General features: G+C 68.7%; 29 protein-coding genes. 11 read left to right on the top strand and 18 right to left on the bottom strand.

The genetic code is table 11. The features are described 5' to 3' along the window. Positions 1 to 10: 10 nt before the first annotated feature. Positions 11 to 538 (top strand): hypothetical protein, encoded by a 528-nt coding sequence (locus tag G9C85_RS16220; protein ID WP_240148933.1) that lies wholly within the window; start codon positions 11 to 13, stop codon positions 536 to 538. 39 nt (positions 539 to 577) lie between these two features. Here G9C85_RS16220 and G9C85_RS16215 read toward each other — a convergent pair whose 3' ends face one another. Further along, positions 578 to 760 carry a DUF6510 family protein gene (locus G9C85_RS16215; protein ID WP_166041924.1) on the bottom strand — a complete coding sequence of 61 codons (183 nt, stop codon included), beginning with the start codon at positions 758 to 760 and terminating at the stop codon, positions 578 to 580. A 61-nt stretch (positions 761 to 821) separates the two neighbouring features. Between G9C85_RS16215 and G9C85_RS16210 the strand changes: the two genes are divergently transcribed. Then, on the top strand, positions 822 to 1100 hold the full coding sequence (locus G9C85_RS16210; RefSeq protein ID WP_166041922.1) for a helix-turn-helix domain-containing protein: 279 nt from the start codon (positions 822 to 824) through the stop codon (positions 1098 to 1100). 454 nt (positions 1101 to 1554) lie between these two features. Here the strand turns inward: G9C85_RS16210 and G9C85_RS16205 are convergent, their stop codons facing one another. After that, positions 1555 to 1731 (bottom strand): hypothetical protein, encoded by a 177-nt coding sequence (locus tag G9C85_RS16205; protein ID WP_166041920.1) that lies wholly within the window; start codon positions 1729 to 1731, stop codon positions 1555 to 1557. A gap of 103 nt (positions 1732 to 1834) precedes the next feature. Continuing rightward, positions 1835 to 4717 (bottom strand): PAS domain S-box protein, encoded by a 2883-nt coding sequence (locus tag G9C85_RS16200; protein WP_166041918.1) that lies wholly within the window; start codon positions 4715 to 4717, stop codon positions 1835 to 1837. A gap of 225 nt (positions 4718 to 4942) precedes the next feature. Here G9C85_RS16200 and G9C85_RS16195 point away from each other — a divergent pair, with 225 nt between their 5' ends. Together G9C85_RS16195 and G9C85_RS16190 are read left to right on the top strand one after the other, a co-directional pair. After that, on the top strand, positions 4943 to 5287 hold the full coding sequence (locus G9C85_RS16195; protein ID WP_240148932.1) for a hypothetical protein: 345 nt from the start codon (positions 4943 to 4945) through the stop codon (positions 5285 to 5287). A gap of 122 nt (positions 5288 to 5409) precedes the next feature. Then, a complete protein-coding gene (locus tag G9C85_RS16190; RefSeq protein WP_166041916.1) occupies positions 5410 to 5829 on the top strand; it encodes a universal stress protein in 420 nt (139 codons plus the stop codon). 368 nt (positions 5830 to 6197) lie between these two features. On the opposite strand, the gene G9C85_RS16185 is transcribed toward G9C85_RS16190, so the two are convergent. The 3 genes from G9C85_RS16185 to G9C85_RS16175 form a co-directional block, all read right to left on the bottom strand. Continuing rightward, the gene (locus G9C85_RS16185) at positions 6198 to 6347 is read right to left on the bottom strand and encodes a hypothetical protein (protein WP_166041915.1); all 150 of its coding nucleotides are present in this window, start codon (positions 6345 to 6347) and stop codon (positions 6198 to 6200) included. Positions 6348 to 6443: 96 nt separating this feature from the next. After that, on the bottom strand, positions 6444 to 7148 hold the full coding sequence (locus G9C85_RS16180; RefSeq protein ID WP_166041913.1) for a DICT sensory domain-containing protein: 705 nt from the start codon (positions 7146 to 7148) through the stop codon (positions 6444 to 6446). Between the two features lie 2 nt (positions 7149 to 7150). Continuing rightward, positions 7151 to 7537, bottom strand: a complete 387-nt coding sequence (locus G9C85_RS16175) for an ArsR family transcriptional regulator (protein ID WP_166041912.1) — start codon at positions 7535 to 7537, stop codon at positions 7151 to 7153. A 768-nt stretch (positions 7538 to 8305) separates the two neighbouring features. Between G9C85_RS16175 and G9C85_RS16170 the strand changes: the two genes are divergently transcribed. Both G9C85_RS16170 and G9C85_RS16165 read left to right on the top strand, forming a co-directional pair. Further along, positions 8306 to 8551, top strand: a complete 246-nt coding sequence (locus G9C85_RS16170; protein WP_166041910.1) for a BolA family protein — start codon at positions 8306 to 8308, stop codon at positions 8549 to 8551. A 101-nt stretch (positions 8552 to 8652) separates the two neighbouring features. Then, positions 8653 to 8994, top strand: coding sequence for a glutaredoxin (locus tag G9C85_RS16165; protein WP_166041908.1), 342 nt, complete (start codon positions 8653 to 8655; stop codon positions 8992 to 8994). Between the two features lie 60 nt (positions 8995 to 9054). Here G9C85_RS16165 and G9C85_RS16160 read toward each other — a convergent pair whose 3' ends face one another. After that, positions 9055 to 10065 carry an NADP-dependent oxidoreductase gene (locus tag G9C85_RS16160; protein WP_166041906.1) on the bottom strand — a complete coding sequence of 337 codons (1011 nt, stop codon included), beginning with the start codon at positions 10063 to 10065 and terminating at the stop codon, positions 9055 to 9057. A gap of 175 nt (positions 10066 to 10240) precedes the next feature. Then, a complete protein-coding gene (locus G9C85_RS16155; protein WP_166041905.1) occupies positions 10241 to 10483 on the bottom strand; it encodes a hypothetical protein in 243 nt (80 codons plus the stop codon). Positions 10484 to 10580: 97 nt separating this feature from the next. On the opposite strand from G9C85_RS16155, the gene G9C85_RS16150 reads away from it, so the two are divergent. Next, positions 10581 to 11735, top strand: coding sequence for a tyrosine-type recombinase/integrase (locus G9C85_RS16150; protein WP_166041903.1), 1155 nt, complete (start codon positions 10581 to 10583; stop codon positions 11733 to 11735). Positions 11736 to 11783: 48 nt separating this feature from the next. After that, entirely contained in the window at positions 11784 to 12836 is a 1053-nt protein-coding gene (locus G9C85_RS16145) for a calcium/sodium antiporter (protein WP_205254392.1), read from the top strand. A gap of 48 nt (positions 12837 to 12884) precedes the next feature. Here G9C85_RS16145 and G9C85_RS16140 read toward each other — a convergent pair whose 3' ends face one another. The 7 genes from G9C85_RS16140 to G9C85_RS16110 all read right to left on the bottom strand — a co-directional run bounded on the left by G9C85_RS16140 (position 12885) and on the right by G9C85_RS16110 (position 20922). Further along, the gene (locus G9C85_RS16140; protein ID WP_369680833.1) at positions 12885 to 15728 is read right to left on the bottom strand and encodes a cation-translocating P-type ATPase; all 2844 of its coding nucleotides are present in this window, start codon (positions 15726 to 15728) and stop codon (positions 12885 to 12887) included. A gap of 105 nt (positions 15729 to 15833) precedes the next feature. Next, entirely contained in the window at positions 15834 to 16412 is a 579-nt protein-coding gene (locus G9C85_RS16135) for a VIT1/CCC1 transporter family protein (protein WP_166041897.1), read from the bottom strand. A 4-nt stretch (positions 16413 to 16416) separates the two neighbouring features. Continuing rightward, positions 16417 to 16707 carry a DUF211 domain-containing protein gene (locus G9C85_RS16130; RefSeq protein WP_166041895.1) on the bottom strand — a complete coding sequence of 97 codons (291 nt, stop codon included), beginning with the start codon at positions 16705 to 16707 and terminating at the stop codon, positions 16417 to 16419. 115 nt (positions 16708 to 16822) lie between these two features. Next, on the bottom strand, positions 16823 to 17350 hold the full coding sequence (locus G9C85_RS16125) for a hypothetical protein (RefSeq protein ID WP_166041893.1): 528 nt from the start codon (positions 17348 to 17350) through the stop codon (positions 16823 to 16825). Positions 17351 to 17444: 94 nt separating this feature from the next. Then, positions 17445 to 18248 (bottom strand): winged helix-turn-helix domain-containing protein, encoded by an 804-nt coding sequence (locus tag G9C85_RS16120; RefSeq protein WP_166041891.1) that lies wholly within the window; start codon positions 18246 to 18248, stop codon positions 17445 to 17447. A gap of 77 nt (positions 18249 to 18325) precedes the next feature. Beyond that, positions 18326 to 18520, bottom strand: a complete 195-nt coding sequence (locus G9C85_RS16115; RefSeq protein ID WP_166041889.1) for a hypothetical protein — start codon at positions 18518 to 18520, stop codon at positions 18326 to 18328. 62 nt (positions 18521 to 18582) lie between these two features. Further along, positions 18583 to 20922, bottom strand: a complete 2340-nt coding sequence (locus G9C85_RS16110; protein WP_369680832.1) for a DEAD/DEAH box helicase — start codon at positions 20920 to 20922, stop codon at positions 18583 to 18585. Between the two features lie 194 nt (positions 20923 to 21116). Between G9C85_RS16110 and G9C85_RS16105 the strand changes: the two genes are divergently transcribed. Continuing rightward, the gene (locus G9C85_RS16105) at positions 21117 to 22085 is read left to right on the top strand and encodes a transcription initiation factor IIB family protein (protein ID WP_166041885.1); all 969 of its coding nucleotides are present in this window, start codon (positions 21117 to 21119) and stop codon (positions 22083 to 22085) included. Between the two features lie 107 nt (positions 22086 to 22192). Beyond that, entirely contained in the window at positions 22193 to 23326 is a 1134-nt protein-coding gene (locus G9C85_RS16100; RefSeq protein WP_166041883.1) for an AI-2E family transporter, read from the top strand. Positions 23327 to 23405: 79 nt separating this feature from the next. On the opposite strand, the gene G9C85_RS16095 is transcribed toward G9C85_RS16100, so the two are convergent. Further along, complete coding sequence (locus G9C85_RS16095; protein ID WP_166041881.1) at positions 23406 to 24542, bottom strand: site-2 protease family protein; 1137 nt, start codon at positions 24540 to 24542, stop codon at positions 23406 to 23408. Positions 24543 to 24672: 130 nt separating this feature from the next. Here G9C85_RS16095 and G9C85_RS16090 point away from each other — a divergent pair, with 130 nt between their 5' ends. Then, positions 24673 to 25683: a bifunctional oligoribonuclease/PAP phosphatase NrnA gene (locus G9C85_RS16090; RefSeq protein ID WP_166042189.1), complete on the top strand. Its 1011-nt coding sequence runs from the start codon at positions 24673 to 24675 to the stop codon at positions 25681 to 25683. A gap of 89 nt (positions 25684 to 25772) precedes the next feature. On the opposite strand, the gene G9C85_RS16085 is transcribed toward G9C85_RS16090, so the two are convergent. Both G9C85_RS16085 and G9C85_RS16080 read right to left on the bottom strand, forming a co-directional pair. Then, on the bottom strand, positions 25773 to 26063 hold the full coding sequence (locus G9C85_RS16085; protein ID WP_166041879.1) for a HalOD1 output domain-containing protein: 291 nt from the start codon (positions 26061 to 26063) through the stop codon (positions 25773 to 25775). A gap of 117 nt (positions 26064 to 26180) precedes the next feature. Further along, positions 26181 to 26669, bottom strand: a complete 489-nt coding sequence (locus tag G9C85_RS16080) for an HTH domain-containing protein (RefSeq protein ID WP_166041877.1) — start codon at positions 26667 to 26669, stop codon at positions 26181 to 26183. Positions 26670 to 26852 lie beyond the last annotated feature (183 nt).

The raw sequence follows: 26852 nt of genomic DNA, 5'->3' as shown, positions 1-26852 counted from the left end.
GGGAGGAGAGTTGACACAGGACACCGTCTTCGAGATCCTGAGCAACTCACGACGACGGTTCATGTTGTCGTACCTTCACGAGCACGACGGTCCGGTCGACCTCATGGACCTCGCCAACGAGATCGCCGCCTGGGAGAACGACACCACGGTCGAGGAGCTCACCGACAAGCAATCCAAGCGCGTGTACGTCTCCGTCTACCAGACACACGTCCCGAAGCTCGTGTCGACCGGACTCATCGAGTACGACTCCGACAGCGGACTGATCGAGCTCGCGGACCGCGCCAGCGAGATAGAGCGCTACATGCCCGACGGCGACGACGAACGTCCCTGGCATCGCTACTACGCGGTGCTGGCGGTGGTCTCGGCTGCGTTCTACGCGGCCGTCGCCGCAGGAGTCCCGGTGCTCGCGGCGATTCCAGACGCCGTCGCGGGCATCGTCGTCGTCGTCGCGTTCGCGGCGCTCTCGCTCGCACACTACCTCGAACGGAATCGCGTCGCACCTATCGCGGAGAACCTTTCCGTAGAAGACAAATCATGAACGACACTACCCATTCACGCGACCGCATCGATCGTCACGTTACCGACCGTCGACACCGCTTCCGCGACCGTCCATCACGTCGCTTACGGTGGCGCACGTCGAGCACCGGTGGAGCGTCCCGCTGTTGTCGCCGAAGACGCGGACGTAGCTCGAGGAGACGTGCCGGCCGCAGTTCGCGCACGCGGCGTACTGTTCGGTCGGGGTGGGACGGAGTTCGTCCATGGTACGTGTTCGAAGACTCGGCTCTGTGGCTTTGTTATTCGAGGACTACGGGGCTGGTAGGATGAGCGACGAGTGGAACGCCATCGGGTTCGTCATCAGCTCGAACTACCGCGTGACGGTGCTCCGACGGCTGAACGAAGGGCCGGCGACGCCGTCCCAGATCGCGAACGACGAGGACATCGCGATCACGCACGTGTCGCGAGCGCTCCGCGAGCTCGGCGAGCGCGACCTCGTCGAACTCCTCGTCCCGGAGAACCGCCGCAAGGGCCGAGTCTACGGCATCACGGAGAAGGGAGAGCGGATCTGGAAGGAGATGCAGTCCCAGAACCTCGCAGAGTGACCGAACGGCTGCCGCGGGTCGCGAACTCGACCCACTCGATCCCCTCGCACGTTCTCTTCGACGACCGGACGCGAGTACCAGCGAGCGCGTCCCCGAGCACTCCGCACTCGACCGCGGACGCTCCTCGGCGCAGTTGATCGATGCCGGATGTCGTCGGTATCGTCGTTAGTCGGTGTCGTCAGTGTCGTCGGTGTCGTCGGTGTCGTCGGTGTCGTCGCTAGTCGGTGTCGTCGGTGTCGTCGCTAGTCGGTGTCGTCGGTGTCGTCGCTAGTCGGTGTCGTCGGTGTCGTCGCTAGTCGGTGTCGTCGGTGTCGTCGCTAGTCGGTGTCGTCGGTATCGTCGCTAGTCGATGCTGAGTCGGACGGCGACCAGGTGTCCTCGAGCGTGTTGCGGGCGCCGCAATGAGAGCGTTTGTCGAGAAGTATCGTGACTTTGCGCCGCCGGACCGTCGGAATTACGGTCCGGGCGAACCGCCGCCGTCGGCGAGCGGTGTCGGCCGCGGAGACTGGTCCGCGTCGTCGTCCGTCTCCGCGTCTTCCGGGAGGAGCTGTTCGGGTTCGCGAGCGTACGCGGGCGTCGCGGCGAACGCTTCGATGCGTCGCCAGTCGTCGTCAGTCAGTCGTTCCACCATACGTTACCAACCGCCGAACACACCGTTAGTAATTGCTAGCATACGTCGAAGCGTCTCTATACAGCACGCCCCTACCCGGTCGGTAGGCGACGGTTTTCGGGCATCACTCCTCCGCGTCGACCCGAGTCGAGTCGACGCGGGCGTCCGCATCGGCCAACAGCAACGCCAGCAGCTTCTCCTCCGCCTTGCGGAGATGCTGGCTGAACGTCGACGGAGCAACGCCGAGCGACGCCGCGACTTCCTCGCCGGTCACGTCGCGCGGCCACTCGAAGTAGCCCGCGTAGAACGCCGCCTTCAGCACCGTGCGCTGGCGGTCCGTCAGCTGGTCGGCGACCTGCTGCTGGAGGCCCAGCATCGACGGGTCGGGCCGCGAGAACTGGCGCTTTGCGAGGAGCGACGCACCCGGGTACGCCTCCCGGATGACCGCCGTCATCGACCGCGCGTCCGTCTCCGGCGGGACGTGCAGGACGATGCGCGTCTCCTCGGGTTCGATGGTCGCACGTTCGACGTACCCGCCGTTCGCGGTCGCCTCCAGGAACGCGGGCGGACTGTCCATGTGAATCTCGAACCGGGTCGCGTCCTCTCCCGTCGGTCCGAGGAGCGACACGGCGTTCCACGAGGGGAAGGCGTCGACGAGCGCGTGGACGGTCTCGCGGCCGTCGTCCGTCACGGTCCCGTACACGAGCAGCTCGTCGTCGCCGACGTACATCATCTCCTCGAACGTGATCCGGCCAGCTAGCGTCACGTCGACGTCGAAGAGGTCCTCGGGGTTCGAGACGCGGTAGTCGAGTTCGACGACCTCCTCGCTGGTGAGCGCGCGCTTGCGCTCGACCGCCGCGATCGCGTTCCCGACGACCGTGCCGACGGTTTCGAGCACGGCTCGTTCCTCACCCGTGAACGCCGCCTCTCGGTCGGCTGTCACGGCGAGCACGCCGTAGAGCGTGCTCTCGTACGTTATCGGAATCGCAGCGACGGACCACGACGACTCAGCGGGCACGTCCCGCCCAGCCAGGTCGAGGTCGCGAGCCGAGACGTCGGCAGCCGTCTCTATCGATCCGGTCCGCATCGCGCGTTCGATCGGGCCCGCGGTTGCGTCCGCGGTCGACCGACGTCCGTCGTCGTCCGCGCGACCGTCGGACTCGACGATCGACGCGGACCCGTATACCTCGGACGCGCCGAGTTCCTCGCACACGAGGGACTCGATGGCCGATCGCGTCGACCCCTCGACGGCCGCCGTCGCGACGTTCCTGACGACACCGTTCACGGCGTTGAGGGCCTCGAGGCGCTCGCGTTGGCGCTCGATGCGGGCCTCTCGCTGGACGCGCTCGGTGACGTCCCGGACGACGCCGACGCGCGAGCGCACGTCGTCCCCGAACGCCGCGAACTGGACCTCGGCGACGAACGACTCTCCACCGACGGTGTACACGGGCTCCTGGAATCGTGCCGAGCAGTGCTCGCCACCGGCCGCCTCGAGGGTGCTCGTGGCACGATCGACGAACGACTCGTCGAAGACGTCGGTCGCGTGGACGCCGACTATGTCGTCGGGCGAGGTCCCGAGCATGCTCGCGAACGCGTCGTTCACGACTGCGAACCGGTCGTCGTCGTCGAGGACGTAGATGCCGTCCTCGACGGTCTCGACGATGCGCTCGTACCGCTCCAGTTCGCGCTCGCGAGCTCGCCGGTCGGAGACGTCGAGGAGGATGCCCGCGGACCCGCGGACGTCGCCCTCGTCGTCGCCGAGGACCGCGAGACGGTTCTCGACGGGGATCGCGGATCCGTCCTTCCGCTGGAGGTCGTACTCGGTGCGAACCCGGTCCGGGCCGTCGTCGTCGAGCATGTCCACGAGTTGCGACCCGACGGCCGAGATCGCGTCCTCGTCCATGACCATCGAGACGTGCGAGCCGACGAGCTCCTCGCGAGCGTACCCCGACATCTCGACGCCAGGGTCGTTCACGAACGTGATGTTCGCGGCCGCGTCGAGCTCGTACACCGCTTCGCCGAGCGCGTCGACGAGCCGAGTGTACCGCTCCAGTTCCCGCTCGCGTTCGACGCGTTTGGAGACGTCCCGGACGTAGACTGAAACCCCGCCATCGCGTGGCACGGCCTCGACGGTCAACCACCGATCGTCGGTCGCGATGGGGTCGCTCGTCTCGGTCGTCCGTCCATCCGCGAGCGATCGCTCGACGATGGAGACCGCGGGGTCGTGGTCGCCGAACGCCGCCCGAACGTGCTCTCCAGTCAGCGCCGATGTGCCGTCACCGAAGACCGACGCGGCCCGCTCGTCGATGTCCACGACGAACCCGTCCTCGTCGACGTTCGCGTACCCGTCGACCGCTCGTTCGCGGAACCCCGAGAGTTCGTCCTCGGCTGCCGCGTACGCACCCGAGAGCTCCGTCTGTAGGTCCACGGCGCTCGTGACGTCCCTGGCGACGACCACGCCGCCGCCATCGGGCGTCGGTTCCCCGACGACCGACAGCCATCGTCCGGAGTCCTCGACGCGGAGGCGACGGCCGCCGGTCGACGAGTCGTCGGCGGCACTCCGCCGGAACGGCGTCGAGCCGCTGCCCACCGCGTCCCCGTTCGCCCGCTCGAGCGCGACCTCGTCCAGATCTGTAGCCGTCGGGTCTCGCGGGAGGCCGAGTTGCGACCGGAAGCGGTCGTTCGCGTACGCGAACGCGCCCTCGGGCGCGAACGCCGCGATACCGACGGGCGCGGACTCCAGGAGCGTCCGGGCCGACGGCATCGCGTCCGCGAGTGCGTTCGTGTCGTCGTTCGGTCCGTCGGTCTCGGGACGCCACCAGATGCGGCCGCTGGCGCCGACCGGCTTCGTCCGCACGCGGTCGCGCGTCGCGAGCCTGTCGAGTCGGTCGTACGCGCTCCGGCGGCCGACGTCGAGCACGTCCGTTACCTCGCCCGTGGATAGCGGTTCGCCGCCCGGCTCGAACACGGCGAGGGTCTCCTCGAGTGCCGGTGTAAGGGACGCCATTCTCGAATCGTCTACGGGGCGCATCCGCAAGAAGACTCCGCTGGCGGAGTCTCCTCTCGGTCCGGAGTCCGTCTCGAACTGGTATGCACCCGGCCATCGATTAGTCCATGGTCGACCACAACCACCGCGCCGAGCGCGCCGAAACCACCTACGATGTTCTAGGCGACACTTAGCACTACCCGGGGTCAGTGAATCCTATGGGGGAGCCGATATGCCTCCACTACCATGACTGACAACATGCCTGCTCGCACCGTCGAGCAAACCGCTGATGGGGGAATCGCTGTGGACCTCGGGGAGTCGGAGCGATACCGGCTCCTCGCCGATTCGACGCGGCGGGCCGTACTCACCGTCCTCGACGACACCGCTGCACCCGTGGCCCTCCAGTCGCTCGCCCGGGACGCCGCCGCGGCGCGATACTCGTCGGGGGACCCCCCCGACGAAGTCGTCGAGCAGACCACGGTCGCACTGCACCACAACCACCTACCACGGTTGGCCGACGCAGGGCTCGTCGAGTACGACCGCGACCGGAAACGCGTCGTCGACTGCTCGAACGAGATCGCCGTGCTGTAGCCGGACTCGGGAACGATTCGCTCTCACGGGGGCAGTCCCGCTCGCCGCTCTGAACCCGTCTGGATAGCATCTGTTGGGAGCCATCGGGAACACTCAATACCGATTGTGACTTATTACCACACATGGCTCCAGTACTCCTCGCAGCCGACGGCAGCGACTACGCCCGGAGCGCCGCGACGGCCGCGATCGACCACGCCGCCGACCTCGGCGAGGACCTCCACGTCCTCTGCGTCGTCGACACCCGCGTCCACGGCGAACCGGGACTCAGCACCGGGGAACTGACCGCGATCGAAGCCGAGGATCGCGCACACGACTTCGTCGACGAGATCCGCGACGCCGCCACCCGACGCGACATCGCCGTCGACGGGAGAGTCGTCCACGGCATCCCGGTCGACGAGATCCTCGCGTACGCCGACGACCTGGACGCGGACCCCATCGTCGTCGGCGAACACGGCGACCACGACGTCCACCTCGGCGGCGTCGGCCGACGCGTCGCCGGCCGCACCGACCGCAACGTCCTCGTCGCGCCCGCACCGGCCTGACGACTCGACACAGGAACCACTCGAGCACCCGTCCCGACACGCCACATTCGAACGATGCACTTCCCGATCGCGTTCGACGGCTCCGACGCCAGCGACACCGCCATCGACTACGCGACGTCGACGGCGTCTTCGTCGGCACCCACGCGAAGAGCGACCGCGCGAAGAGCGACCGCGCAGAGCACGTACTCGGGCCCGTAACGAAGAATTTCGTCGCACGCGCGACCCACACGGTCACCGTCGTCCGCTGACCGTCCTGCGCTCGTCGCGCCGTAGAGCGACCGTCCCGCGCTCGTCGCGCTACCGACCCACCATCCACCATGCGCAACGTTGTCCGGACGTACGGGTAGCGTCCCGGACTCGTCGACGACTCACTCGCTGTAGCCTTCCTGGAGGAACGTCCCATCCGTCTCGTACATCGAGACCAGTTCCTCGACGAGTTCCTGGATGGATTCGTCCTCCTCGAGGTGCGATTCCAGTCGGTCCACGAGGTCGTCGTCGAATTCGATAGTTTTGGGCATGGTTGGGCCTCACCTAGATCGAAGCACCCGCGGGAGAAATAGGTTGCCGACGGTTCGAATCCAGGTCGCGAGGCCGACGGCGCCGGGACGTCGCTGCTAGCTCTCGAGGGCCGCCGTGACCTCTCGCGTCATCTCCGGATCGTCAGTCCAGAATCCCTCGTAGCCGTCCGCCGTCTCGCGGGCGACGAGCGCCGTCGTCTGCCCACCGGGCGCGCCCTCGTCGAACGCCACCACCCAGTACGCCTCCAGCGACCGATCGGGGTACTCGTGGTACGAGACGCCCGGTATCGTCGGCGGCTCCCAGTCACTCGCCCCGTAGACGTGCACGTCGAGCATCGACCGCGACGCCAGACCACGGTACACCCCGACCTGGTGCCTGAACGTCGAAAGGTTCTGGAATCCCACCCGGAGCGTCCCCTCGCCGACGCGGTACGCGCGCTCCTCTATCTCGCGACTCACTGCGACCAGCTCGCGTCGGCGCATCGCCGCGAACACCGTCTCGTCGAGCGCCTCGAACAGCACGCGGTAGGCTGCCGAGATCCCCGGCACGCTCTCCGACGGTCGATGACGCGGAGGTTCGAGGAGCGCCTCGAGCGTCTCGAGTCCGACGGCACCGACGAACTCGTCGTCCTCCTCGACGACGAGGAACGGCGGCGGCCCGTCGGGTGGTAGCGGCCGGCGCTCCACCGCGACGTTGTGACCGGCGAACAACCCGTCGACGTCCGCGGCGTCGTCCGCGTGCGCGTACACGCTGAACTGCTTTCGCGACTCGCGCACCGACTCGAAGAGGGCGTCGAGCATCGTCACGCGCCGGGATCGGTCTGGCTGGTCTCCTCGTCCGCTAGCGCCTCTTCGACGGCATCGGGGATCGACTCGAGGGCGACCGTCCCGTCGTTCGAGTCGTAGGAGAGCAGTCCCGCGTCGGCGAGGACCGGCAAGTGGACGTGGTGGAGTGCGACCATTAGCTCCCGTCGACGGTCGTTCGAGACCACCCGATCGGACTCGGTGGACTCCCAGCCGGCCAGGACCGTCGCGAGGTCCTGGAGCGTGCTCCCGTCCTCGACGTTCCGCAGGTAGCGGAGGACGCGTCGGCGGTTCGTCTCGGCCAGTGCTCGGTACTCCGCGTCCCGGTCGCGTTCGGTCCGAGCCACGTCGTCCGGGCTATCGGACCGGTGACCGTCCCGAGTCATCGTACGTGAACGTCGTCCCCAACCACGATAAATATACATTATTATTTACGAACTATATGGAGAGGCCGAGACGTTCTCGACGGGAATCGCACCGATCACGCACCTCGACTCGTGCCAGCACGTTCACGACCGGGCCGTAGTCCTCACTCCTGGGTTCAGCGCGCGAGCACCTCGAGTGCTCCGAGGAGTACGCCCTCGTCCCGACCGATGGGAGTGACGCCGGGGCGGTCCGTGACGATGGTGACCGACGAGGAGGAACCTCGCGGCGTGTCGACCGACAGGACGTGATGCTTCCCCTCGCCAAGTGGCCGACCCTGGGTAGGAGTCCGTTACGTCGACGGGGGCGGCTAGTCCGAGCGCGCGACGCGACGACTTCCGACGACCACCGCGTCGAGTTCTGACCGTGGCGGTGACGACTTCTGCCGTCCGCCGTGACGGCTTCCGGCCTTCGTCGAAAGCGCCAGGGCGCACCGCGTGCATAGATTTAATATCGCGTCATACACTTTATGAATGCCCTAATCCGGCCATAGCGGTCTCGTCAGTAGTGATATCGGGAGAATCACCACGGACGCATCCCACTTTCGCTTTGTGTAGAAAGAACAAGTGGCTCACTCTGAGGCGCTGCTTGCCCCCACAGCGGTGTCAGTACGCATGGCGAGAACCGGGCTTCGAGCGGACGAGAGCGTGGAATCACAGGCGTTCGGGCGCCGACGGTCCGAGCCGCGCAGTTCGCAAAGCCCTTTCCCGTCCACCGCCGTGGTTCGACGCATGAACGCCGACGAGATCGAGGCACTCATCGAGGACGGAATCCCGAACGCGAGCGCGACGGTCACGCGACCGCGCGGCCCGGACGACGACGACCACTACGCCGCGCGCGTCGTCTCGCCCGCGTTCGAGGGCGAGACCGTCGTCGCGCAGCACGAGCGCGTGTACGACGCGCTCGGCGACCACATGACGACCGACATCCACGCGATCGAACTCACCACGCGCACGCCAGACCAGGTCGAAGACTGACGGCCGGACGTGACCGACGGCAATCGACACTCCCCACCTGACCGAGGACAACCGATATTCTCGACGCAAGCCATATGCGTCCGGCCGCCGGAGTCGATGGCATGACGTTCGACCCGGAGACTGACCTCGCGCCCGACGACGTACAGGCGACCGTCGACGACGCCATCGCGGAGAACGACGTGGTGTTGTTCATGAAGGGCAACGAACTGATGCCCCAGTGCGGGTACTCGAAGAAGGCCCTCGGGCTGATCCAGCGCCACCGCGACGAGTACGAGACAGTCGACGTCCTCCCCGCACTCGACGCGTTCCGCGAGGCCCTGGAGTCCCACAGCGGATGGGAGACGATCCCGCAGACGTTCGTCGACGGCGAGTTCGTCGGCGGCAGCGACGTCCTCGAGCAACTCGAGGACGACGGCGACCTCGGCGCGACACTCGCTGACTGATAGCTGGGTTCGCGCCGCACCGCTCTTCTCTGGAATTCGAGCAGTGATCGGTGTCGTGGTTCAGGCGTCCACGGCGACGAGTTGCTTCCCGACGTTCTCGCCTTCGAAGAGACCGAGGAACGCGTCGGGCGCGTTCTCCAGGCCCTCGGTGACGGTCTCGCGGTACTGGACGGTGCCGTCGCCGACCCATTCGGCGAGCTGGCGGGTCGCTCCTTCGAAGCGCGCCTGGAAGTCGTTCACGAGGAACCCCTCGACGGTCGCGCGAGACTCGATGAGTGCGGGGAGCTTCCGCGGTCCGGTCGGAATCTCGGTTGCGTTGTACAGCGATATCTGGCCGCAGACGGCGACGCGCGCGTCGACGTTCAGGCGCGCGAAGACGGCGTCCGTGATGGGGCCGCCGACGTTGTCGAAGTACGCGTCGACGCCACCGGGGGCGGCGTCGTCGAGTGCTGCGCGGTAGTCGTCGGTCTCCTTGTAGTTGATCGCGGCGTCGAACCCGAGGTCGTCCTCGAGGACGGCGACTTTCTCGTCGCTACCGGCGAATCCGACGACGCGCGCACCGGCTTCGCTCGCGATCTGGCCGGCGACGGAGCCGACGGCGCCGGCGGCGCCGGTGACGACGAACGTGTCGCCTGGGTCGACGTTCGCGACCTCGAGCGTCCCGAAGTACGCGGTCCGGCCGGGCATCCCGAGGACGCCCAGCGCGGTCGAGACCGGGCCGAGGTCGGGGTCGATCTGCGTGAGCGTGTTGGCGTCGGCGGCGGTGTAGTCCGCCCACTCGAGGTTGCCGACGACGACGTCGCCCTCGTCGAATTGCGTGCCGTTCTCCGCGACGACGTCGCCGACGACACCTCCCTGGAGGGGGTCGCCGACGTCCCAGGCCTCCGCGTAGGACTCGCCGGCGTTCATGCGGTCGCGCATGTAGGGGTCGACGGAGAGGTAGCGCGCCTTCACGACGACCTCGCCCGGCGCGGGCTCGGGGACGTCGGTCTCGACGAGTTCGAAGGTGTCGTGGTCGGGGACGCCGCTCGGTCGCTTCGCCAGGACGAACTGTCGGTTGGTGTCTGTCACGTTCTGGGATGGACGACGGCGAGGTAATGGGGCTCGGGTCCCGGAAGCGCTCGCCGTCAGTCACGGGCGGCACGTTGTCGAGCGTTCCCGCGTCGAGCGCGTTTGAGCCGGTGCGTTTGCACCGAGTGCGTTCGCATCGACATCGCGACTGCCGCGGACGGAGCGGACGCCGGGATCAGTCCTGTTCGGGAACGTCGTACTCGGTTCGGTCGGCAGCGATGGTGAGGGCTCGCCCGGCGTCGTCGACGAGGTAGGGCATCAGGTCGGATTCGTCGACGTCCGCGTCTTCGGCCTCGAAGTGGTCGGGGTCGGGCGTGTCGTCCTCGAACGCGGCGACGTCGGCTTCGGCGACTCGCAGCTCGGCGGCGCGGGCCTCGCGGTGGGCCTTCTTCTCGCGTCCGTCTTTGGTATCTGCCATTGCAAGCGACAGGACGTGCTGTGTCGTGTTAACTATTGTCGTCATTGGGGCGATTGGGAGGTGGATTCTTGTCGACGGCGGGCGTTCGTAGCGGTACATGGTGGATGGGACGACGTCGCTCGAGGCCGCCGTCGAGGCGCGCCTTCGCCGACTCGAATCGGGGAACTACCGGCGGAACAACGAGCTCGTCCTCGAGGCGTTCGTCGACTTCCAGCGTTCGCGCGGTATCGACCGGCTCGCGGACCTGGACGCGACGGACTGTCGACGCTACGCCCAGCACCTCGCCGACCGCGTGCGCGACGGCGAGGTCGCTGCGAGCACGGCGAACACGTACTACGACGTCGTGCGAGCGTGGCTCGGGTGGTGCGTGCGCGACGGCCGCATCGCGGAGAACCCCGCCGACACGCTCCGGGCGACCGAGGACCTCCCGACGGACGCGGGGGACGCGGACCGGCAGTACTGGTGGCCCGAGGAGCGCGAGGCGATGTTCGCCGCGCTGGACGCACTCGTCGACGGCGCGAACGACGAAGCGAAGAACGCCCCCGGCGACGCCGCTTTCAGGACCGCCGGCGATCGCTCCGGCGCGACGTGGGACCAGTTGAAGGCTCATCGGGACCGCGCGCTGTTCTACACGCTCGGGTTGTCGGGCGCGCGCGGTGCGGAGATCCTTCGGGACCCGGACGACGACCGCCGGAACGGCATCACGTGGGCGGACGTCGACTTCGACGCGAGCGTCGTCCGCGTGTTCGGGAAGACCCGCGAGCACCAGACGATGCAGGTTATGACGCCCGCGCTGGAGCGCCTGGAGCGCTTCCGGCGACTGCTCGACCCGCCCAGCGAGGACTGGCCGGTGTTCGTCTCGCTGCATCGGCCGTCGCTGTACCGCGTCGTCCGGGAGACGCTCGCCGACTGCGGCTGGCCCGAAGACCGGATCGAATCGCGGCTGGACGCGGACGGCCCGCTCGCGCTCGCTCGCGCCGAAGACGTCACGCCGCGAGCCATCTCGCTCCAGGGCGCGCGGTCGATGATGCAGCGCCGATGCGAGGCCGCGGACGTCAGCGTCGACGGCGAGTACCTCAAACCCCACGGCGGCCGCCGCGGCCTCGGGCACGAACTCTACTCGGAGAAGGCCGAACTCGCCCAGGAGGTCCTCCGGCACGAGAGCGTCACCACCACCCACGACAGCTACCGGGAGGTGCAGGCCGAACGCCTCCGCGAGGACGCCGAGGACGTCCTCTACGGGGACGAGTGACCGCAGGCGAGGGTGGTGGGCCGACCCGACCACGTCTGCATCGGAGTTATGGGTCGCGCGCCGGTCGTTGGGGACACGATGGCCGCGTTGCTCCCCGGCGTCGGACTGTTCGTCGTCTCGCTCGCGGTGCTCCTGAAGGCGTCGGACGCGTTCACGAGCTCGATGGAGCGCATCGGGCTCGGACTCGGCATTTCGCCGTTCGTCGTCGGCGCCACTATCGTCGCCGCGGGCACGTCGCTCCCGGAACTCGCGTCGTCGGTGCTCGCGGTGCTCGCGGGCGAACCCGGGATCGTCGCCGGGAACGTGGTCGGGTCGAACGTCGCGAACGTCTTCCTCGTCCTCGGGACGGTCTCCGTCGTCGGCGGCGGTATCGTCGTCGACCGCGAGGTGATGCGCGTCGACCTCCCGCTCCTCACGGCGTCCGCGGTGTTCCTCCTGATCGCCGCGTGGGACGGCGCGTTCGCGTGGTACGAGGGCGTGCTCGCGCTCGTCGGTCTCGTGGCGTACGTCGAGTTCAGCGTCTCCAACCCGGGGCGGTTGCGCGGCCCCGTCCAGTCCGTGCTCGGCGACCAGCTCGCCGACTTCTCGGGCAACGCCGAGGTCACCGTCGACCCTCCGCCGGCCGAGCCAGCGGACGTCTCCGAGCGCGTCGACGTCGGCGTCCGTACCGTGGTCGTCGCGGTGGCGTCGCTCGCGTTCGTCGTCGTCGGCGCGAACTACCTCGTCGAGGCGATCCTCGCGATCGCTGCCGTCGCGGGCGTCGGTACCGAGTTCGTCGCGATCACCGCGGTCGCGGTCGGGACGTCGCTCCCGGAGATCGCCGTGAGCGTCGCGGCGGTCCGCCAGGGGAGCGTCGACATCGCGGTCGGGAACGTCCTCGGGTCGAACGTCTTCAACGCGTTCGCCGTCATGGGCGTCTCGAGCTTCGTCGGGCCGCTCGCGGTCCCGCCGAGCATCCGCGAGTTCGCGCTCCCCGTGATGGTTATCGCGTCCGTCCTCTACCTGTTCATCGCGCAGGACCGCGAGATAACGCCCTACGACGGCGTGGCGCTCTTGCTCCTGTACGCGATCTTCCTCGCGAACCTGTTCTCGTTCACGTGAGTTCGTTCGCGTGACTTCCTTCACGCGACTTGGTTCGCGTGACCTCGGTCACTGCGTCCTGTTCGTGACGAGCACGTCGAGCGCGCGCTCGACGGCGGTGCCGACGACGAGGAAGCCGACGCTGGCGACGGCGACGATCGCGAGCCCGTTCGCGCTGAGCGCCACCACGTCGAAGAGGTCCGCGAGCGGCGTGTACAGTACGAGCGCCTGCAGGGCGAGCGACGCCAGCACGGCCGCAACGAGCCACGGGTTCGAGAGCGGCGACTGGCCGTACCGCCGTCGAACGAGCTGGATGCGAGCCATCTCGACCGCGACGAGGAACGCGAACAGCACCGTCTGCGCGTACCGGAGGTCGCCGGTGGCGTCGAGCGCGTAGAAGAACGCCCCGAGGCCGGTGACGGTCATCGTCGCGGCTATCCCGAGGACGGACGCCGCCATCCGCGCGTGGATCACGGGCTCGCCGGATGGGCGCGGCGGTCGACGCATCACGTCGCTACTGCGGGTGTCCGAGCCGAGCGCGAGCGCCGGCAGGCCGTCCGTGACGAGGTTGATCCAGAGGAGCATCACGGGCGTGAGCACGAGCGCGTCGCCGCCCCCGGCGAACACGGCCGGGAACAGCGCGCTCCCGAGGAGGACGCCGAAGAACACGACGAGCACCTCGCCGGCGTTCGCGGACAGCAGGTAGTTCACGAACTTCCGGACGTTGTCGAAGATCCCCCGGCCCTCGGCGACGGCGTCCCGGATCGTCGTGAAGTTGTCGTCGCGGAGCACGACGTCGGCCGCGCCCTTCGCGACGTCGGTACCGCGCTGTCCCATCGCGATGCCGACGTCGGCGCGCCGGAGCGCGGGTCCGTCGTTGACGCCGTCGCCGGTCATCGCGACCGTCTGCTCGGACCGCTGGAGGGCTTCGAGGACGCGTACCTTGGCGTCCGGGGACATCCGCGCGAACACGTCCACGGACATCGCGGCGTCCACGAGCGCGTCGTCGGACAGTTCGTCGACCTCGGGTCCTGAGCGGGACTCGCTGCCGTCGATGCCGACCGCGTCGGCGATCGCTCGCGCCGTGACGGCGTTGTCGCCGGTCGCCATGACGACGCGGATGCCGGCGTCGTGACAGTCCGCGATGGCGTCGGCGACTTCGGCGCGCGGCGGGTCGAGCATCCCCTGGAGGCCGAGGAACGTCATCCCGGATTCGACCTCGGGGTCGGCGACGCCGTCTTCGTCGACGGGAGCGACCCCTCCTCCGGGCTCGCCGTCGAGGGACCGGACTGCGAACCCGAGCACGCGGAGGGCGTCCGCGGCGAACGACTCCGTCCGCGCGAGCACCGCCTCCCTGTCCGCGTCCTCGAGCGCTCTGACCTCGCCGTCGAGGAGGATGCGGTCGCAGCACGAGAGAACGGCTTCCGGCGCACCCTTCGTGTACGCCACGACCGACTCGCCCTCGGCGTCGCGGCGGCCGTCATCGTCGTCGCTCGGGGACCCGTCGACCCGATCGTCCGTCGTCGGGGCGTGGCTGCGGGGTTCGCGACCGACGACTGTCATGCGCTTGCGTTCCGACGTGAACGCGACCTCGCCGAGGCGGTCGAACGTGGGGTCGAAGCCGGCTTTCGCGGCCGAGACGAGGAGCGCGGACTCGGTCGGGTCGCCGCGGAGGGGGTCGTCGGCGTCGGGGTCGAAGGTTGCGTCGTTGCAGACCGCGCCGCATCGAAGCACCGCTTCGAGCGCCGGGTCGTCGGCGACCTCCTGCGGTTGGACCGCGCCGCCGTCCGCCGTGGGCGCGTCGGCCGGCTCGAAGTCGCCGTCGACGTCGGTCGCATCCCCGGTGACCGCGTACTCGCGTCCGCCGGCGTGGACGCGCGTGACCGTCATCCGGTTCTCGGTGAGCGTCCCGGTCTTGTCCGTGACGATCGTGTCGACGCTCCCGAGACTCTCGACGACCGGGAGTCGTCGAACGAGCGCGTTCTTCGCGAGCAATCGCTGCGAGCCGAGCGCGAGCGTCAACGTCACGACCGCCGGGAGACCCTCGGGGACGGCGGCGACCGCGAGCGTGATCGCGGTGAGTGCGACGGCCAGCGGGTCCGTGGTGGTGAACAGGAACTGGATTACGGCGACGAGCACGACGAGGCCGACGACGCCAGCGCCGATGCGCCGACCGAGTGCGTCGACCTCCGCGGCGAACGGCGTCTCCTCGTCCTCGACGGCCGCCAGCCCAGTCGCGATGTCGCCGACTTCGGTGTCCATGCCCGTGTCGACGACGACCGCTCGCGCCCGTCCCTTCGTCGCCGCGGTGTTCATGTAGAGCATGTTCGAGCGTTCCGCGAGCGGCGCGTCCGCGGGCACCGGGTCCGAGCGCTTCTCGACGGGGACGCTCTCGCCAGTGAGCGCCGACTCGTCGACTGACAGCGCCTGCGAGGAGAGTACGCGAGCGTCCGCGGGAATCGCGTCCCCGGCACCGACGACGATCACGTCGCCCGGGACGACGTCCGGCGCCGGTATCGTCCGCTCCTCGCCGCCGCGGACGACGGTCGCGTCCGGCACCGACATCGCGCGGAGCGCCGCCAACGACCGCTCCGCGCGGTAGTCCTGCACGAACCCGAACGCGCCGTTGGCGAGCAGGATGAGGACGATGAGCCCGGCGTCGACGTACTTTGGTTCCGCGCCCGGGAGCAAACCGACCGCGAGCGAGAGCGCGGCCGCGACGACGAGCAGGTAGACGAGCGCCTCCCGGAACTGCGAGACGAACAGCGCGAGCGCGGAGGTGGACTCGCTCGACGCGAGTCGGTTCGACCCGTGCTCTTCGAGGCGTCCCGCCGCGGCTTCGCTCGACAGGCCGTCCGCGTCGACGTCGAGTGCGTCGAGCACCGCAGCCACGTCGCGGTCGTGCCAGGACACTACACGGAACTGCGGTCGATGACCGCAAAAAACCATGCGCCGAATGACAGTCCGTCGCGATGCGTCGACGACGAGTCGATGGATCCCGTCGACGGTGACCGACGGTCAGGCACCGAGGACGATATTGAGCGCGGCGACGACGAGGCCCGCCAGTCCCATCCGGATGCCGGCGACGTACCACGATTGCTTCGAGAGCGACCCGAGGTACGCGCCGAACGCGAACAGGAGGGAGACGCCGAGGCCGACGGCGAGAACCGTCGCTTCGGCGAGCGAGAGCAACTCCGGCGACACGAGGAACGGCGAGAGCGGGACGAGCACGCCGATGATTGGGCCGATGCCGCTCGCGACGGCGTTCACGACGCGGACGTCGCGCTTCCGACGGGCGACGACCGTGTCGCCGAGGTCCCGGAGCATCGCCGCCTCCACCTGGAGCGTCTCCGCCTGCTGTTCCGCGCGCTCTATCTCCCAGACGCTCCAGAGCCCCGACGTGCCGAGCCCGACGGCACCGCCCGCGCCGATGGCGAACACCGTCGTCCCGTCCGAGACGCCGGAGAGGAACGCGCCGACGACGACGCCGATGCTCGTCAACGTCCCGTCGAACCCGTTCGAGATGAAGTACCGTCGCGACAGCGCTCTCGCGTCCGCGTCCGCGAGCACCGTTCGGAGTCGTTCGGCGCGCGTCATCGCGTTACGCGTCCTGGGGGGTCGCGCTCTCTTCGACGACGACGTCGCCAGCGACGACCTCGTCGATGGAGTGGATGGTTCCGCCGAGGTCCTCGACGGTCGCCTCCACGTCGTCGCTATCTATCGCCTCCCCCTCGACCGTGATCTTCACGTTCTGTACCTCGCGGTCGGTCTCGACGAGGGCGGCGTTCACGCCGTCCACGCCGTCGCAGCGAGCGGTTTCCGTGGCGAACTCGCGGATGCCGGGGTCGTGGGGCTTCAGGACGTCGAGGACGAGTCGCTTCGTGTCGACCATGTGGAAGAGGTTCGGCGACCGGCCGTTTCAAAGTACGCCACGGCGAACCACGCTGGCCGTTGGTATCGTGGTCGCTCCGGGTTCGTGCCGTGGAGTAATCGCAGTTTTCGCCCGCTCAGTCTCGGGATTCCCTCGGCCGCCGGTACTCGTCGACGGTCGTCGCGATCGCGGCGGTGAGGAGCGCGAGCGTGGGGACGAGGAACATCCAACCGATGCTGAACACGCCGATGATCGTGACGACTGCGCCGACGACGGTCGCGACCCACGTGAGGGCGACGCGACCGGTCCACGCGCTCGCGCTGCCAAGGGCGACGAGCGCGAGGAGGACCATCGCCCAGAAGAACAGGACGGGCGCGTTCCCGCCGGCGCCGAACAGGTAGTCGATGCCGGCGTTGCACTCGCGCGTGGTCGTCACGACGCCGTCGCCGGTCGTGGCGCGCGACGTCGAGCACGAGACTGGACCGAACGCGCCGAGCATGAACAGACTCCCGACGACGCCAGCGAGCGCGGCGACCGCCGCGGCGACGCGCGCGAGGGTTCGAAGCGGTCCGTCGTCCCCGGGGGGCGTCCCGTCCGAACTGCCACGCCCCGTCCCGTTCGAACTGCCACGTCCCGTCCCGTCGGACTCGACGCTGGTCGTCATGCCCGAGTCGACGACGGGAAGGGGGTTTACGCTAGGGGGCGTCCAAGACGACGGGACCTGTCGCGCGTCGGACGCCGCGAGAGCCGAGGCTGTCTCAGCGCGAGCCCCGACGTCGTCCGGGTCCGGGCGGACCGACGCGCTCGGCCCCGTCCCGGTACCGCTCGAAGACGTCGGTCGCCCACCCGAGCACGCGGTCGTCCGTAGCGTCCAGGACCGCGGCCAGCTGGCCGTCGTCGCCGTACGCGCAGACGAGCGCGCGGTCGTCGGTGCACGTGAGTCCGACGCCGATCGACTCCTCGGTCCGGTAGAGGTCGAGGACGCCGAGCCCGAGGACCGCGCGGAACTCGATCGGGTTCTCGGACCGCGCGCGCTCGACGGCCCCGGCCGGGAGGACGAGTTCGGTGTGCGTCCCGCCTTTCGCGAGGTCGGCGTGCGCGTCGTGGTAGAGTCGGCTCAGGACCGGCGACAGCATCCGGACGGTGCTCGCGTCGAGTTCCCCGACCGCTTCGAGGTAGTACTGGACGGGGGCCTGCGGGTTCTCGGGCGTGCTCGCGACGAGGTGGGTGTCGTCGAGCCACGACGGATCCGGTGCGTCCGCGGGGTCGGAGAGGTGCGCGAACAGGGGTTCGTGGCGGTCGATGGCGTCGAGCGCGTCGAGGTACGTCGCGTGCGTCCGCGCGACCAGCGCGCCGGTCGTCGTGAGCGCGTACTCCCCGCCGGCCTTCCGCGCCCAGTCGCGGTCGGCGAACGCCGACAGGTGTCGCTGCGCGGTTCGCCGGGACAGGTCGAGGTCGTCCGCGAGCGCGGCAGGCGACGCGGGCGCGTCGCTGAGCGCGGCGAGAGCGCGCGCTCGCTCCGGCGAACTCGACAGGAACGTCGCGTCGTCTGCAGTCGTCACGTTTCCGACGGTTCGACCGCGTCCGTCAAAGTCGTTTCCGACGCTGCTCCGGTCTGATGAGTCCGTCCCGACATCGCTCAGGCGGGTTGCCCGTCGCCTTCGACCGCCATCTCGAGGATCTTCGGGACGACGACGGCGTCGAGGACGGCCATCCCGAACACGAGATACCGCATCAGGCCGTCGAAGTAGAGGACGCCGACGACGACGAGGACGAGCGCGCCGGACAGGCCGATACCGTACCGCACCATCGGGTTCTCGAGTGGAGAGCTCACGCGAAATCGTACTCGAAAGTGATACATAAGAGACTCGTTCCGTCGCGGCGTCTCGCCAGTCGTCACTCGGACGCGGTGAGCGCGTCGAGCAAGTGGGCGGCGCCGGCCTTGTCGAGCGGGTCGTTCGCGTTCCCGCAATGGGGACTCTGTACGCACGCCGGACAGCCGTCCTCGCACCCGCACGCTTCCAGCATGTCGAGCGTGCGCGCGGAGAGCGCGTGGACGTCCTCGTACGCCGTCTTCGACAGGCCGACGCCGCCGGGGTGGCCGTCGTAGACGAATATCGTCGGCTCCCGCGTGTGGGGATGCAGTGGCGTGGAGAGTCCACCGATGTCTCGACGGTCGCAGAGGACCGTCGTCGGGAACATCGAGATCTGCGCGTGCTCGGCGGCGTGGATCGACCCCGGGAAGTCCCACTCGCCCGTGATCGTCGTCTGGACGTCCGCCGGGACCGTGTAGTAGAGCGCGCGCGTCTCCAGGCTCGTCTCCGGCAGGTCGAGTGGGACCTCGCCGAGCGTCTCGCCGGTCTGGGCGTCCTTGCGCTCGTAGCCAGTGATCTGCTTTCGCATGCGGACGGACGCGAACCGGCAGGGGACGTCTTCGCGCGCGAACGGTGCCCGCTCGTCGTGATCCGCGAGCACCTCGATGGTCTTGTCGTGGAGTGTCCGCGTGTAGTAGTCCGCCCACGTCGGCGAACAGACCGCGACGTCGCGGTCCAGGTCCAGCTCGCGGACCTCGAACTTCTCGCCCTGGTGGTAGTAGACCGCGCCCTCGTGGACGTCCCGGAGCGCGTCCTCGAAGGAGAGCGTCGCGAACACGTCGTTCGTGCGTTCGTCGAGCAGGTCGATCTCGCGGTCGTCGATGCTGCGGAGGCTCGTCTCGTGCTGTGGACTTCCACCGCCGCTGTACGTCCAGCGCGTCCCATCGTTCGTGTCGCGGCGTTCGAGCGTCCCGTCCCGGACGAGGTCGCTGACGACGTCCCCGAGCGTGTCCCCGAAGTAGGCGCGGTCGGCGGTCGACAGCCAGTTCTCCTGGGCCGCACTCGCGACGTGCGAGGGGAGCAACTGCTCGTTCTCCGGATTGGAGACGGCGCGCTCGGGCGGGGCGTCGAACAGCGACCCGGGGTCGCCCATGACGTACTGGTCGAGCTGGTCCTCGCCTGCGACGAGCACGACGAGTGCGGGGTCCTCGCCGCGACCGGCGCGGCCCGCGCGCTGGAACGTACTCATCCTGGTGCCGGGGTACCCGTCGAGGATCACGGCGTCGAGGCCGCCGACGTCCACGCCGAGTTCGAGCGCGCTCGTCGACCACACTCCCTTCAGGTCGCCGTCGTGGAGGCGGCGCTCGATGGATTCGCGCTCGTCGTCGCGGAGCGCAGCCTGGTACGCGGCGACGCGCTGGCTCGCCTCGGTCTCGCCGCGTCGCCGGAGTTCGTCCGCGCTCTCCTGGGCGTACCGCTCGGCGATCTGGCGCGACCCCGTGAACACGACGGTCTGGAGCCCGCGCTGGACGAGGTCGCAGAAGAGGTTCTTCGACTCGACGTGCGGCGACCGCCGCCGGCCGCCGTCGTCGCCCCAGCCGTCGTCGGCGTCGTACTCCGGTGGATTCCACAGCAACCACCTGCGGGGTCCCGTGGCACTCCGGTCCTCGTCGACGAGCGCGACGTTCGCTTCGTCGCGACACGTCACGGTCGCAGCGTGCTCGACGGGGTTCCCGATGGTCGCCGAACAGCAGACGAACTCCGGGTCCGCGTCGAACCGGTCGCAGAGCCGCTGGAGCCGGCGCATCACGAGCGCGACGTGACTCCCGAACACGCCGCGGTACGCGTGCACCTCGTCGATCACGACCGTCTCCAGGCGCTGGAAGAACCAGTCCCAGAGCCGATGCGCGTGCGGGAGGATGCCGTAGTGCAGCATGTCCGGCGTCGTCAACAGCACCGTCGGCTGGCGGTCCCGCACCGACCGCTTCTCGGTCTTCGAGAGCTGGCCCGTGTACTGCGCGACGTTCACGCCACTCCCGAACCCGAGGCCGTGCGCGAGCTCCGACAGCGTCTCCGTCTGGTCGTTGATGAGCGCGACTTGCGGCGCGACGTACAGCGTCGTCGCGCGGTCGTCGAGCGCGCGCTCGAACGCCGGGATCGTGTACGCGAGGCTCTTCCCGCTCGCCGTCGGCGTCGCCAGCACCACGTCCTTCCCCTCGCGGACCGCGTCGACGGCCTCGGCCTGGTGCGCGTACACGTCCTCGATGCCGGCCCCGAGGAGCGTACTCGCCACCCGCGGATCAACGTCCACGTCCGCGAACGACGCCTCCCGCCCGGGGACCGTCCGGTCAGCGACCACCTGCCCGTCGTAGTACGGTCGCGACCGAACCCACTCCACGACCGACGAAAGCGGCGAACTCACTACCCCCCGTTCACAGCGAGCGCGTGAAAATCGCTCGGTCGCGGCGGCCGACGAACGGGGGCGAGCCCCGATCGGAGGGGCGGACGAACGGGACGCCACGTTCGGGGGGTGCCGAAGGTCGTGATTCGTGCTGACCATGGCCATTCGGCTGTAACATATTAACGGCTCCAACCGTTTGGGTACTGTAGAACTAGATGGTTCGTCTCAATCGACAGGGAGAGACCGAAGAGGAATCCTCGACGACGACGGCGAAAGAAGGGGAGACGGAGACGGACTCTTGCCCGGAGTGCGAGTCCGAGACGCTCGTGACGAGCGGCGACGGCGACGAGCTCGTCTGCGACGACTGCGGCCTCGTCATCGAGGAGCAGTCCATCGACCGCGGGCCGGAGTGGCGCGCGTTCAACCACAGCGAGCGTCAGAGCAAGAGCCGCGTCGGTGCGCCGACGACGCAGACGATGCACGACAAGGGGTTGACCACCCAGATCGACTGGAAGGACAAGGACGCGTACGGGCGCTCGCTCTCCTCGGAGAAGCGCAGCCAGATGAATCGCCTCCGGAAGTGGCAGGAGCGAATCCGCACGAAGGACGCCGGCGAGCGCAACCTCCAGTTCGCACTCAGCGAGATCGACCGGATGTCCTCGGCGCTCGGCGTCCCGCGGTCGGTCCGCGAGGTCGCGTCCGTGATCTACCGGCGCGCGCTCGACGAGGACCTCATCCGCGGGCGCTCCATCGAGGGCGTCGCGACGTCCTGCCTGTACGCGGCGTGCCGACAGGAGGGCATCCCGCGGAGTCTCGAGGAGGTCTCGGAGGTCTCGCGCGTCGAACAGAAGGAGATCGGGCGGACGTACCGGTACGTCTCGAAGAACCTCGGCCTCCGCATGGAGCCCGTCGACCCGAAGGAGTACGTCCCGCGGTTCTGCTCGGAGCTCGAGGTGAGCGAGGAGGTGAAGATGAAGGCGAACGAGATCATCGACGTGACCGCCGAGAAGGGCCTGCTCTCGGGGAAGTCCCCGACTGGGTTCGCGGCCGCGGCGATCTACGCGTCCTCGCTGCTCTGCAACGAGAAGAAGACCCAGCGCGAGGTCGCGGAGGTCGCGCAGGTCACGGAGGTCACGATCCGCAACCGCTACCAGGAGCAGATCGAGGCGATGGGCATCCAGTAACGGTGACTCCCGACGGGGTCGGCGGAACGTAGCGACCGGTGAGACCGGTCGCGTGACGGTCGCTTGGAACCCGCCGTACTAAGGGGTCTCGCGGCGAACGAACGACTATGTCTTGGCTCGATGACAGGCGACACCGGCTCGGGCTGGCGGCCATCGTCGTCTCCATCGTCTCGCTGTACGTCCTCTGGCAGATCGTCTGGACGGTGTTCTTCGCGCTCACGTTCGTCTACGTGCTCTATCCGTGGCGCGAGGAGCTGGTGGACCGCGGGCTGCATCCGCGAGCGGCCGCGGGCGTGCTGACCGCGGTGGCGTTCGCGGGCGTCGTCGGGCTGTTCGTGCCCGTCCTGCTCGTCGTCTACCAGCGACGGAAGCCGATCCTGGACTTCCTCCGGAACCTCCCGCAGACCATGGAGATGTCGTTCGCGGGGTTCACGTACGCGATCGAACTTCAGTCGCTCGTGCCCGTGGTCCGCAACGCGCTGTCGTCGTTCGCGGTGGCGGCGACGAGCGCCGCGCCGGAGCTCGCGATGAAGGTGTTCCTGTTCGTGTTCCTCGTGTACGCAGTCCTGTACCGGCCCGGGGGCGTGCGGTCGCTCGTGTTCGCGGTCGTCGACGGCCCCGTCCAGGAGGAACTGACGGCGTACCACGAGCGCGTTCGCGAGACGCTCTACGGGCTGTACTTCGTGCAGGCGGCGACGGGCGTGCTGACGTTCGTCCTGGCGCTCGCGGTGTTCGGGATCATCGGGTACGACGCGTTCTTCTCGCTCGCGGTCGTCGCGGGCATCCTCCAGTTCATCCCCGTCATCGGGCCGTCCGTGCTCGTCGTCGCGCTCGCGGCCGTCGAGGTCGCGAACGGGAACGTTGCGGAGGCGGTGCTCGTCCTCGTGCTGGGGTTCACCCTGATCGGGTTCCTCCCCGACGCCATCCTGCGGCCGCGACTCGCGAAGTACAGCGCGGGGATGCCCGCGAGCCTCTACTTCGTCGGGTTCATCGGCGGCGTGTTCACGATCGGTCCCATCGGCATCATCGCCGGCCCGCTCGCGTTGAGCCTCCTCGTCGAGACGTTCGAACTCGTCGCGTACGGCGTCGAGAAACGGGAATCACTGCCGCTCGAAGCCGGCGACCCACGCCCCGACGAATCGGAGCCGGACGTGAGCGGCGACGACGAGAACGCCGGGGATCCGCCCGTCGATCCCGAGAGCGGCGACCCCGTCTCCGACGGCGGCGACGCAAGCGACTGATTCGGACTGTCGCGGCGGCGACGCAAGCGACTGATTCGTATGGTCGGGTCGAACGACGACTTCTCCGCTCGGCGTCCCGTTATTGCGCGAAGCGGTCCTTCTTGCTGAGGCCGGTAAGTTCCAGGAGGGAGGCGAAGTCGTCGCGTTCGACGACGCTGACGAGTTCGCCGTCGTCGGCGACGAACGCGTACGGTGACTTCTCCATGGCGCGGAGGGCGTCGAACGCTGGCGTGTCGAGGTCGACGGTGGGGAGGTCGGTGTCGGCGGCGTCGCCGACGGTGACGCCGTCGTCGCGGCCGTGTTCGCGGAGCGCGTCGAGGCCGACGAGGCCGACGACGCGGCCGCTCCGGTCGCGGACGACGTGGTGGTCCTGGCGGTCTTCGAGGACGTGCTGGGCGAACGCGTCCAGGGAGACGTCGGCGTCGACGGTCGGGCGATCGGCCTGGTAGACGTCGCGGACGACGAATCCGTCGAGCATCGCTTCGAGTGCGACGACGCGGCTCTCGCCGTTCGCTGCGCTGTAGATGAAGAGCGCGAGCAGGAGGAGCATCGGTGCTGCGGCGAAGATGCCGAGGATGGCGAACAGGAGCGCGAAGATGGTGCCGATGCGCGCCGCGATCCGGGTCGCGTCGACGTACGGCCGGTTGCGGGCGAGGAACGCGCGGAGGACGCGTCCGCCGTCCATCGGGAACGCGGGCACGAGGTTGAAGACGGTGAGCGTGATGTTCGTGATGGCGAGCCACCCGAGGACGAAGACGACCGCTGGCGTCGTGGACGCTGGCAGCGCGACGAGCGCGGCGTAGCACGCGACGCCGGTGACGACGCTCGCCGCGGGGCCGGCGAGCGCGATGACGAGTTCGCGACCGGGCTCCTTCGGGATGCGGTCGAGGCTGGCGAGGCCACCGAGGATCCAGAGCGTGATGGCGCTCGTCTCGATCCCGTAACGTCGCGCGGCGGCGGCGTGCCCGAGTTCGTGTACGGCGACGGAGAGGAACAGGCCGACTGCGGCGGCGCTGCCGACCACCCACGGCGTCGAGCCGTCCTGGAGCGCTGAGACGTCGAGGCTCGTGCCGGCGAGGCCGTCGACGAGTCCCGCGTAGAACTCGATCTGCTCCCCTCCGCCGATGATCCACGCGAGCACCGGCAGGAACACGATGAGCGAGATGTTGATCTTGATGGGGATACCCCAGACCGTCGCCACCCGATAGTTGTACATCACTACGAATCCCCGGGCCGGCGGACAATGAAAGTACGGTACTGCGTCGACGCGACCCCACGCCACGAGCGGGCTGGAATCGGTCGTGTCGGCGACACCCACATGACGCTGGCGCGTGAACGCCGACGCAATGGCCGCGAGCGAACTCCGAGACCTCCTCGCCGACGGGACGTCCCTCACCATCGTCTGTCACAACAACCCGGACCCGGACTGTCTGGCGAGCGCGCTCGCGCTCGGCCGCATCGCCATGGCCGTCGGCATGGACGAGTACGACATCATCTACAGCGGCGACATCAGCCACCAGCAGAACCGCGCGTTCGTGAACCTCCTCGACATCGATCTCGCGAAGTTCGACCAGGACGCGGTGCGGGACCGCGCGCCGAGCGACCTCCTCGCGTTCGTCGACCACTCGAAACCCGGCTCGAACAACGAGGTCCCCGATGACGTCGACGTCGACGTCGTCATCGATCATCATCCCGCCGAGGACGTGACGGCGAGGTACGTCGACCACCGCGAGGAGGTCGGGGCGACGGCGACGATCCTCGCGGAGTACGTGCGCGAACTCGACGTCCCGGTGGACGACACGCTCGCGACCGCGCTCCTGTTCGCGATCCGCCGGGAGACGCTCGACTTCCTCCGGGGCGTGACCGACGCGGAGTACGCGGCGGCCGGATTCCTGCATCCGTTCGCGGACGACGACCTCCTCCAGCGGCTGTCGCGGCCGGCGGTGAGCGGCGCGACGGTCGACGCGATCGCGGACGCCATCGACAACCGGACGGTGACGGGGTCGGTACTGCTGTCGCACGTCGGGCGGACGAGCGAGCGGGACGCGCTCCCGCAGGCCGCGGACTACCTGGTGACGCTCGAAGGCGTGTCGACCGCGATCGTGTTCGGGATCGTCGACGACGACATCCAGTTGAGCGGGCGGTCGACGGACTCGCGCGTGAACGTCGGGTCCGTCCTCTCGGAGGCGTTCGGCGACGTCGGGTCCGCGGGGGGCCATCAGGAGATGGCTGGCGGCGAGATCCCGCTCGGCATCTTCGCGGACTACGGCGACGAGGGGGCGCCGCTCGTCGACGTCGTCGAGCGCGTCGTCACCAAGCGACTGTTCTCGGTCCTGAACATCGGCGACGACGAGTAGGAGCGGCGACGACTCGGAGCGGCGAGCCGGTCGGACGTCGACGAGCCGGTCGGTCGTCGGCGAGTCAACGACGGACGGTCGAATGGCGGTCAGTCCGGGTCGATGGTGACGCTTCCCGAGCGGTCGATCGTGACCGTCGCGTCCGCGTACTCGAACGTGACCAGGAGCGACGGCGTCTCGTGCCTCGTGAGCAGTTTCGTGAGCGCGTCCACGTCGACGGTCGCCTGGAGCGGCTCGAGGTCGAGCGGGTCGCGCCCCAGGACGTCGGCGACTGCCTGGATCACGACGAGTCCTGGTTGGTCGCGGCCGTCCCACGAGCACTCGAGGTGGTAGCGGCCGTCGTCGGCGTCGAACGTCGGTTCGAAGCTAGGGGCGTTCATGCGTGTGGCTGGCTCCTGGTCGGTGTAACGGCGTGGGTCTCTACGTGAGTAACTGCGACGAGAACGGGAATCGTCGGTCGGTTGCCTTGCGTGGACGCGAGACGTGACTGCACGCGATCAGGTCCTCGCGTGGGCGTGCTGGACGTTCGCCGTCTCCTCCAGTTCCGCGAGGCTGTCGGCGACGGTCGCGGTCTCGCCGGTGGTCGCGTCCGTCGACGGCGCGACGTGGACGAGGGCGTCGTCGACGTACACGGCGAGACAGAGCACGGGGAACTCGATGACCTCGTGGGTGTCGTCGGAGATCATCGACCCGACCGTGCGCGTCCCGAACGCGGGTTCGAGCGTCCGGTCGTGCTCGCGCGCCCACGCCCAGAATCGACCGTACTTCGAGCGTGCTTCGCGACACCAGTCGTCGGCGGCGTCGGGCGAGAGCGTGCGCGCCCACGCGTGCCGGTCGACGCTATCGATTGCGTTCGCCTCCGCGAGCGACTCGAGGCGGTCGATCACCGTTCGTTGCTGTTCGTGCGTCCCGTACATCGACGCGCAGTGGTAGAGGTCGACGTGGACTGTTCCATCGGCTGCGAGTGTGCTGTCTGTCAGTGGCATTGTGAGCGATGCGCTGGACGTGGTCGTTCCCAACGACGCCACCCCAGGCGTTGTCGTTTCGGGACAGGCGTCGAACGGGTATCGTTATTCGTGCAGTATCCGCGAGTAAATCCAGAACGGTCCCGAACGGTTCCCGTAAACGCGGGTTACCGTCCGAAAAGAGTCCGCACGCCACCGCAAGTG

The organism is Halorubellus sp. JP-L1, assembly GCF_011440375.1.
GTDB lineage: Archaea > Halobacteriota > Halobacteria > Halobacteriales > Natrialbaceae > Halorubellus.
Note: the sequence above shows the minus strand (reverse complement) of the source record. Positions and strands in the feature narration are given on the sequence as shown.

Bases quoted from the DNA above. Each gene is read 5' to 3' on its own strand.
- G9C85_RS16150 (WP_166041903.1), top strand. From the start codon at position 10,581: ATGGTGGATGGGACGACGTCGCTCGAGGCCGCCGTCGAGGCGCGCCTT.
- G9C85_RS16130 (WP_166041895.1), bottom strand. From the start codon at position 16,707: ATGGTCGACACGAAGCGACTCGTCCTCGACGTCCTGAAGCCCCACGAC.
- G9C85_RS16185 (WP_166041915.1), bottom strand. From the start codon at position 6,347: ATGCCCAAAACTATCGAATTCGACGACGACCTCGTGGACCGACTGGAA.
- G9C85_RS16135 (WP_166041897.1), bottom strand. From the start codon at position 16,412: ATGACGCGCGCCGAACGACTCCGAACGGTGCTCGCGGACGCGGACGCG.
- G9C85_RS16205 (WP_166041920.1), bottom strand. From the start codon at position 1,731: ATGGTGGAACGACTGACTGACGACGACTGGCGACGCATCGAAGCGTTC.
- G9C85_RS16190 (WP_166041916.1), top strand. From the start codon at position 5,410: ATGGCTCCAGTACTCCTCGCAGCCGACGGCAGCGACTACGCCCGGAGC.
- G9C85_RS16215 (WP_166041924.1), bottom strand. From the start codon at position 760: ATGGACGAACTCCGTCCCACCCCGACCGAACAGTACGCCGCGTGCGCG.
- G9C85_RS16180 (WP_166041913.1), bottom strand. From the start codon at position 7,148: ATGCTCGACGCCCTCTTCGAGTCGGTGCGCGAGTCGCGAAAGCAGTTC.
- G9C85_RS16200 (WP_166041918.1), bottom strand. From the start codon at position 4,717: ATGGCGTCCCTTACACCGGCACTCGAGGAGACCCTCGCCGTGTTCGAG.
- G9C85_RS16090 (WP_166042189.1), top strand. From the start codon at position 24,673: ATGGCCGCGAGCGAACTCCGAGACCTCCTCGCCGACGGGACGTCCCTC.
- G9C85_RS16175 (WP_166041912.1), bottom strand. From the start codon at position 7,537: ATGACTCGGGACGGTCACCGGTCCGATAGCCCGGACGACGTGGCTCGG.
- G9C85_RS16195 (WP_240148932.1), top strand. From the start codon at position 4,943: ATGACTGACAACATGCCTGCTCGCACCGTCGAGCAAACCGCTGATGGG.
- G9C85_RS16125 (WP_166041893.1), bottom strand. From the start codon at position 17,350: ATGACGACCAGCGTCGAGTCCGACGGGACGGGACGTGGCAGTTCGAAC.
- G9C85_RS16170 (WP_166041910.1), top strand. From the start codon at position 8,306: ATGAACGCCGACGAGATCGAGGCACTCATCGAGGACGGAATCCCGAAC.
- G9C85_RS16085 (WP_166041879.1), bottom strand. From the start codon at position 26,063: ATGAACGCCCCTAGCTTCGAACCGACGTTCGACGCCGACGACGGCCGC.
- G9C85_RS16155 (WP_166041905.1), bottom strand. From the start codon at position 10,483: ATGGCAGATACCAAAGACGGACGCGAGAAGAAGGCCCACCGCGAGGCC.
- G9C85_RS16165 (WP_166041908.1), top strand. From the start codon at position 8,653: ATGACGTTCGACCCGGAGACTGACCTCGCGCCCGACGACGTACAGGCG.
- G9C85_RS16105 (WP_166041885.1), top strand. From the start codon at position 21,117: ATGGTTCGTCTCAATCGACAGGGAGAGACCGAAGAGGAATCCTCGACG.
- G9C85_RS16145 (WP_205254392.1), top strand. From the start codon at position 11,784: ATGGGTCGCGCGCCGGTCGTTGGGGACACGATGGCCGCGTTGCTCCCC.
- G9C85_RS16080 (WP_166041877.1), bottom strand. From the start codon at position 26,669: ATGCCACTGACAGACAGCACACTCGCAGCCGATGGAACAGTCCACGTC.
- G9C85_RS16210 (WP_166041922.1), top strand. From the start codon at position 822: ATGAGCGACGAGTGGAACGCCATCGGGTTCGTCATCAGCTCGAACTAC.
- G9C85_RS16100 (WP_166041883.1), top strand. From the start codon at position 22,193: ATGTCTTGGCTCGATGACAGGCGACACCGGCTCGGGCTGGCGGCCATC.
- G9C85_RS16095 (WP_166041881.1), bottom strand. From the start codon at position 24,542: ATGTACAACTATCGGGTGGCGACGGTCTGGGGTATCCCCATCAAGATC.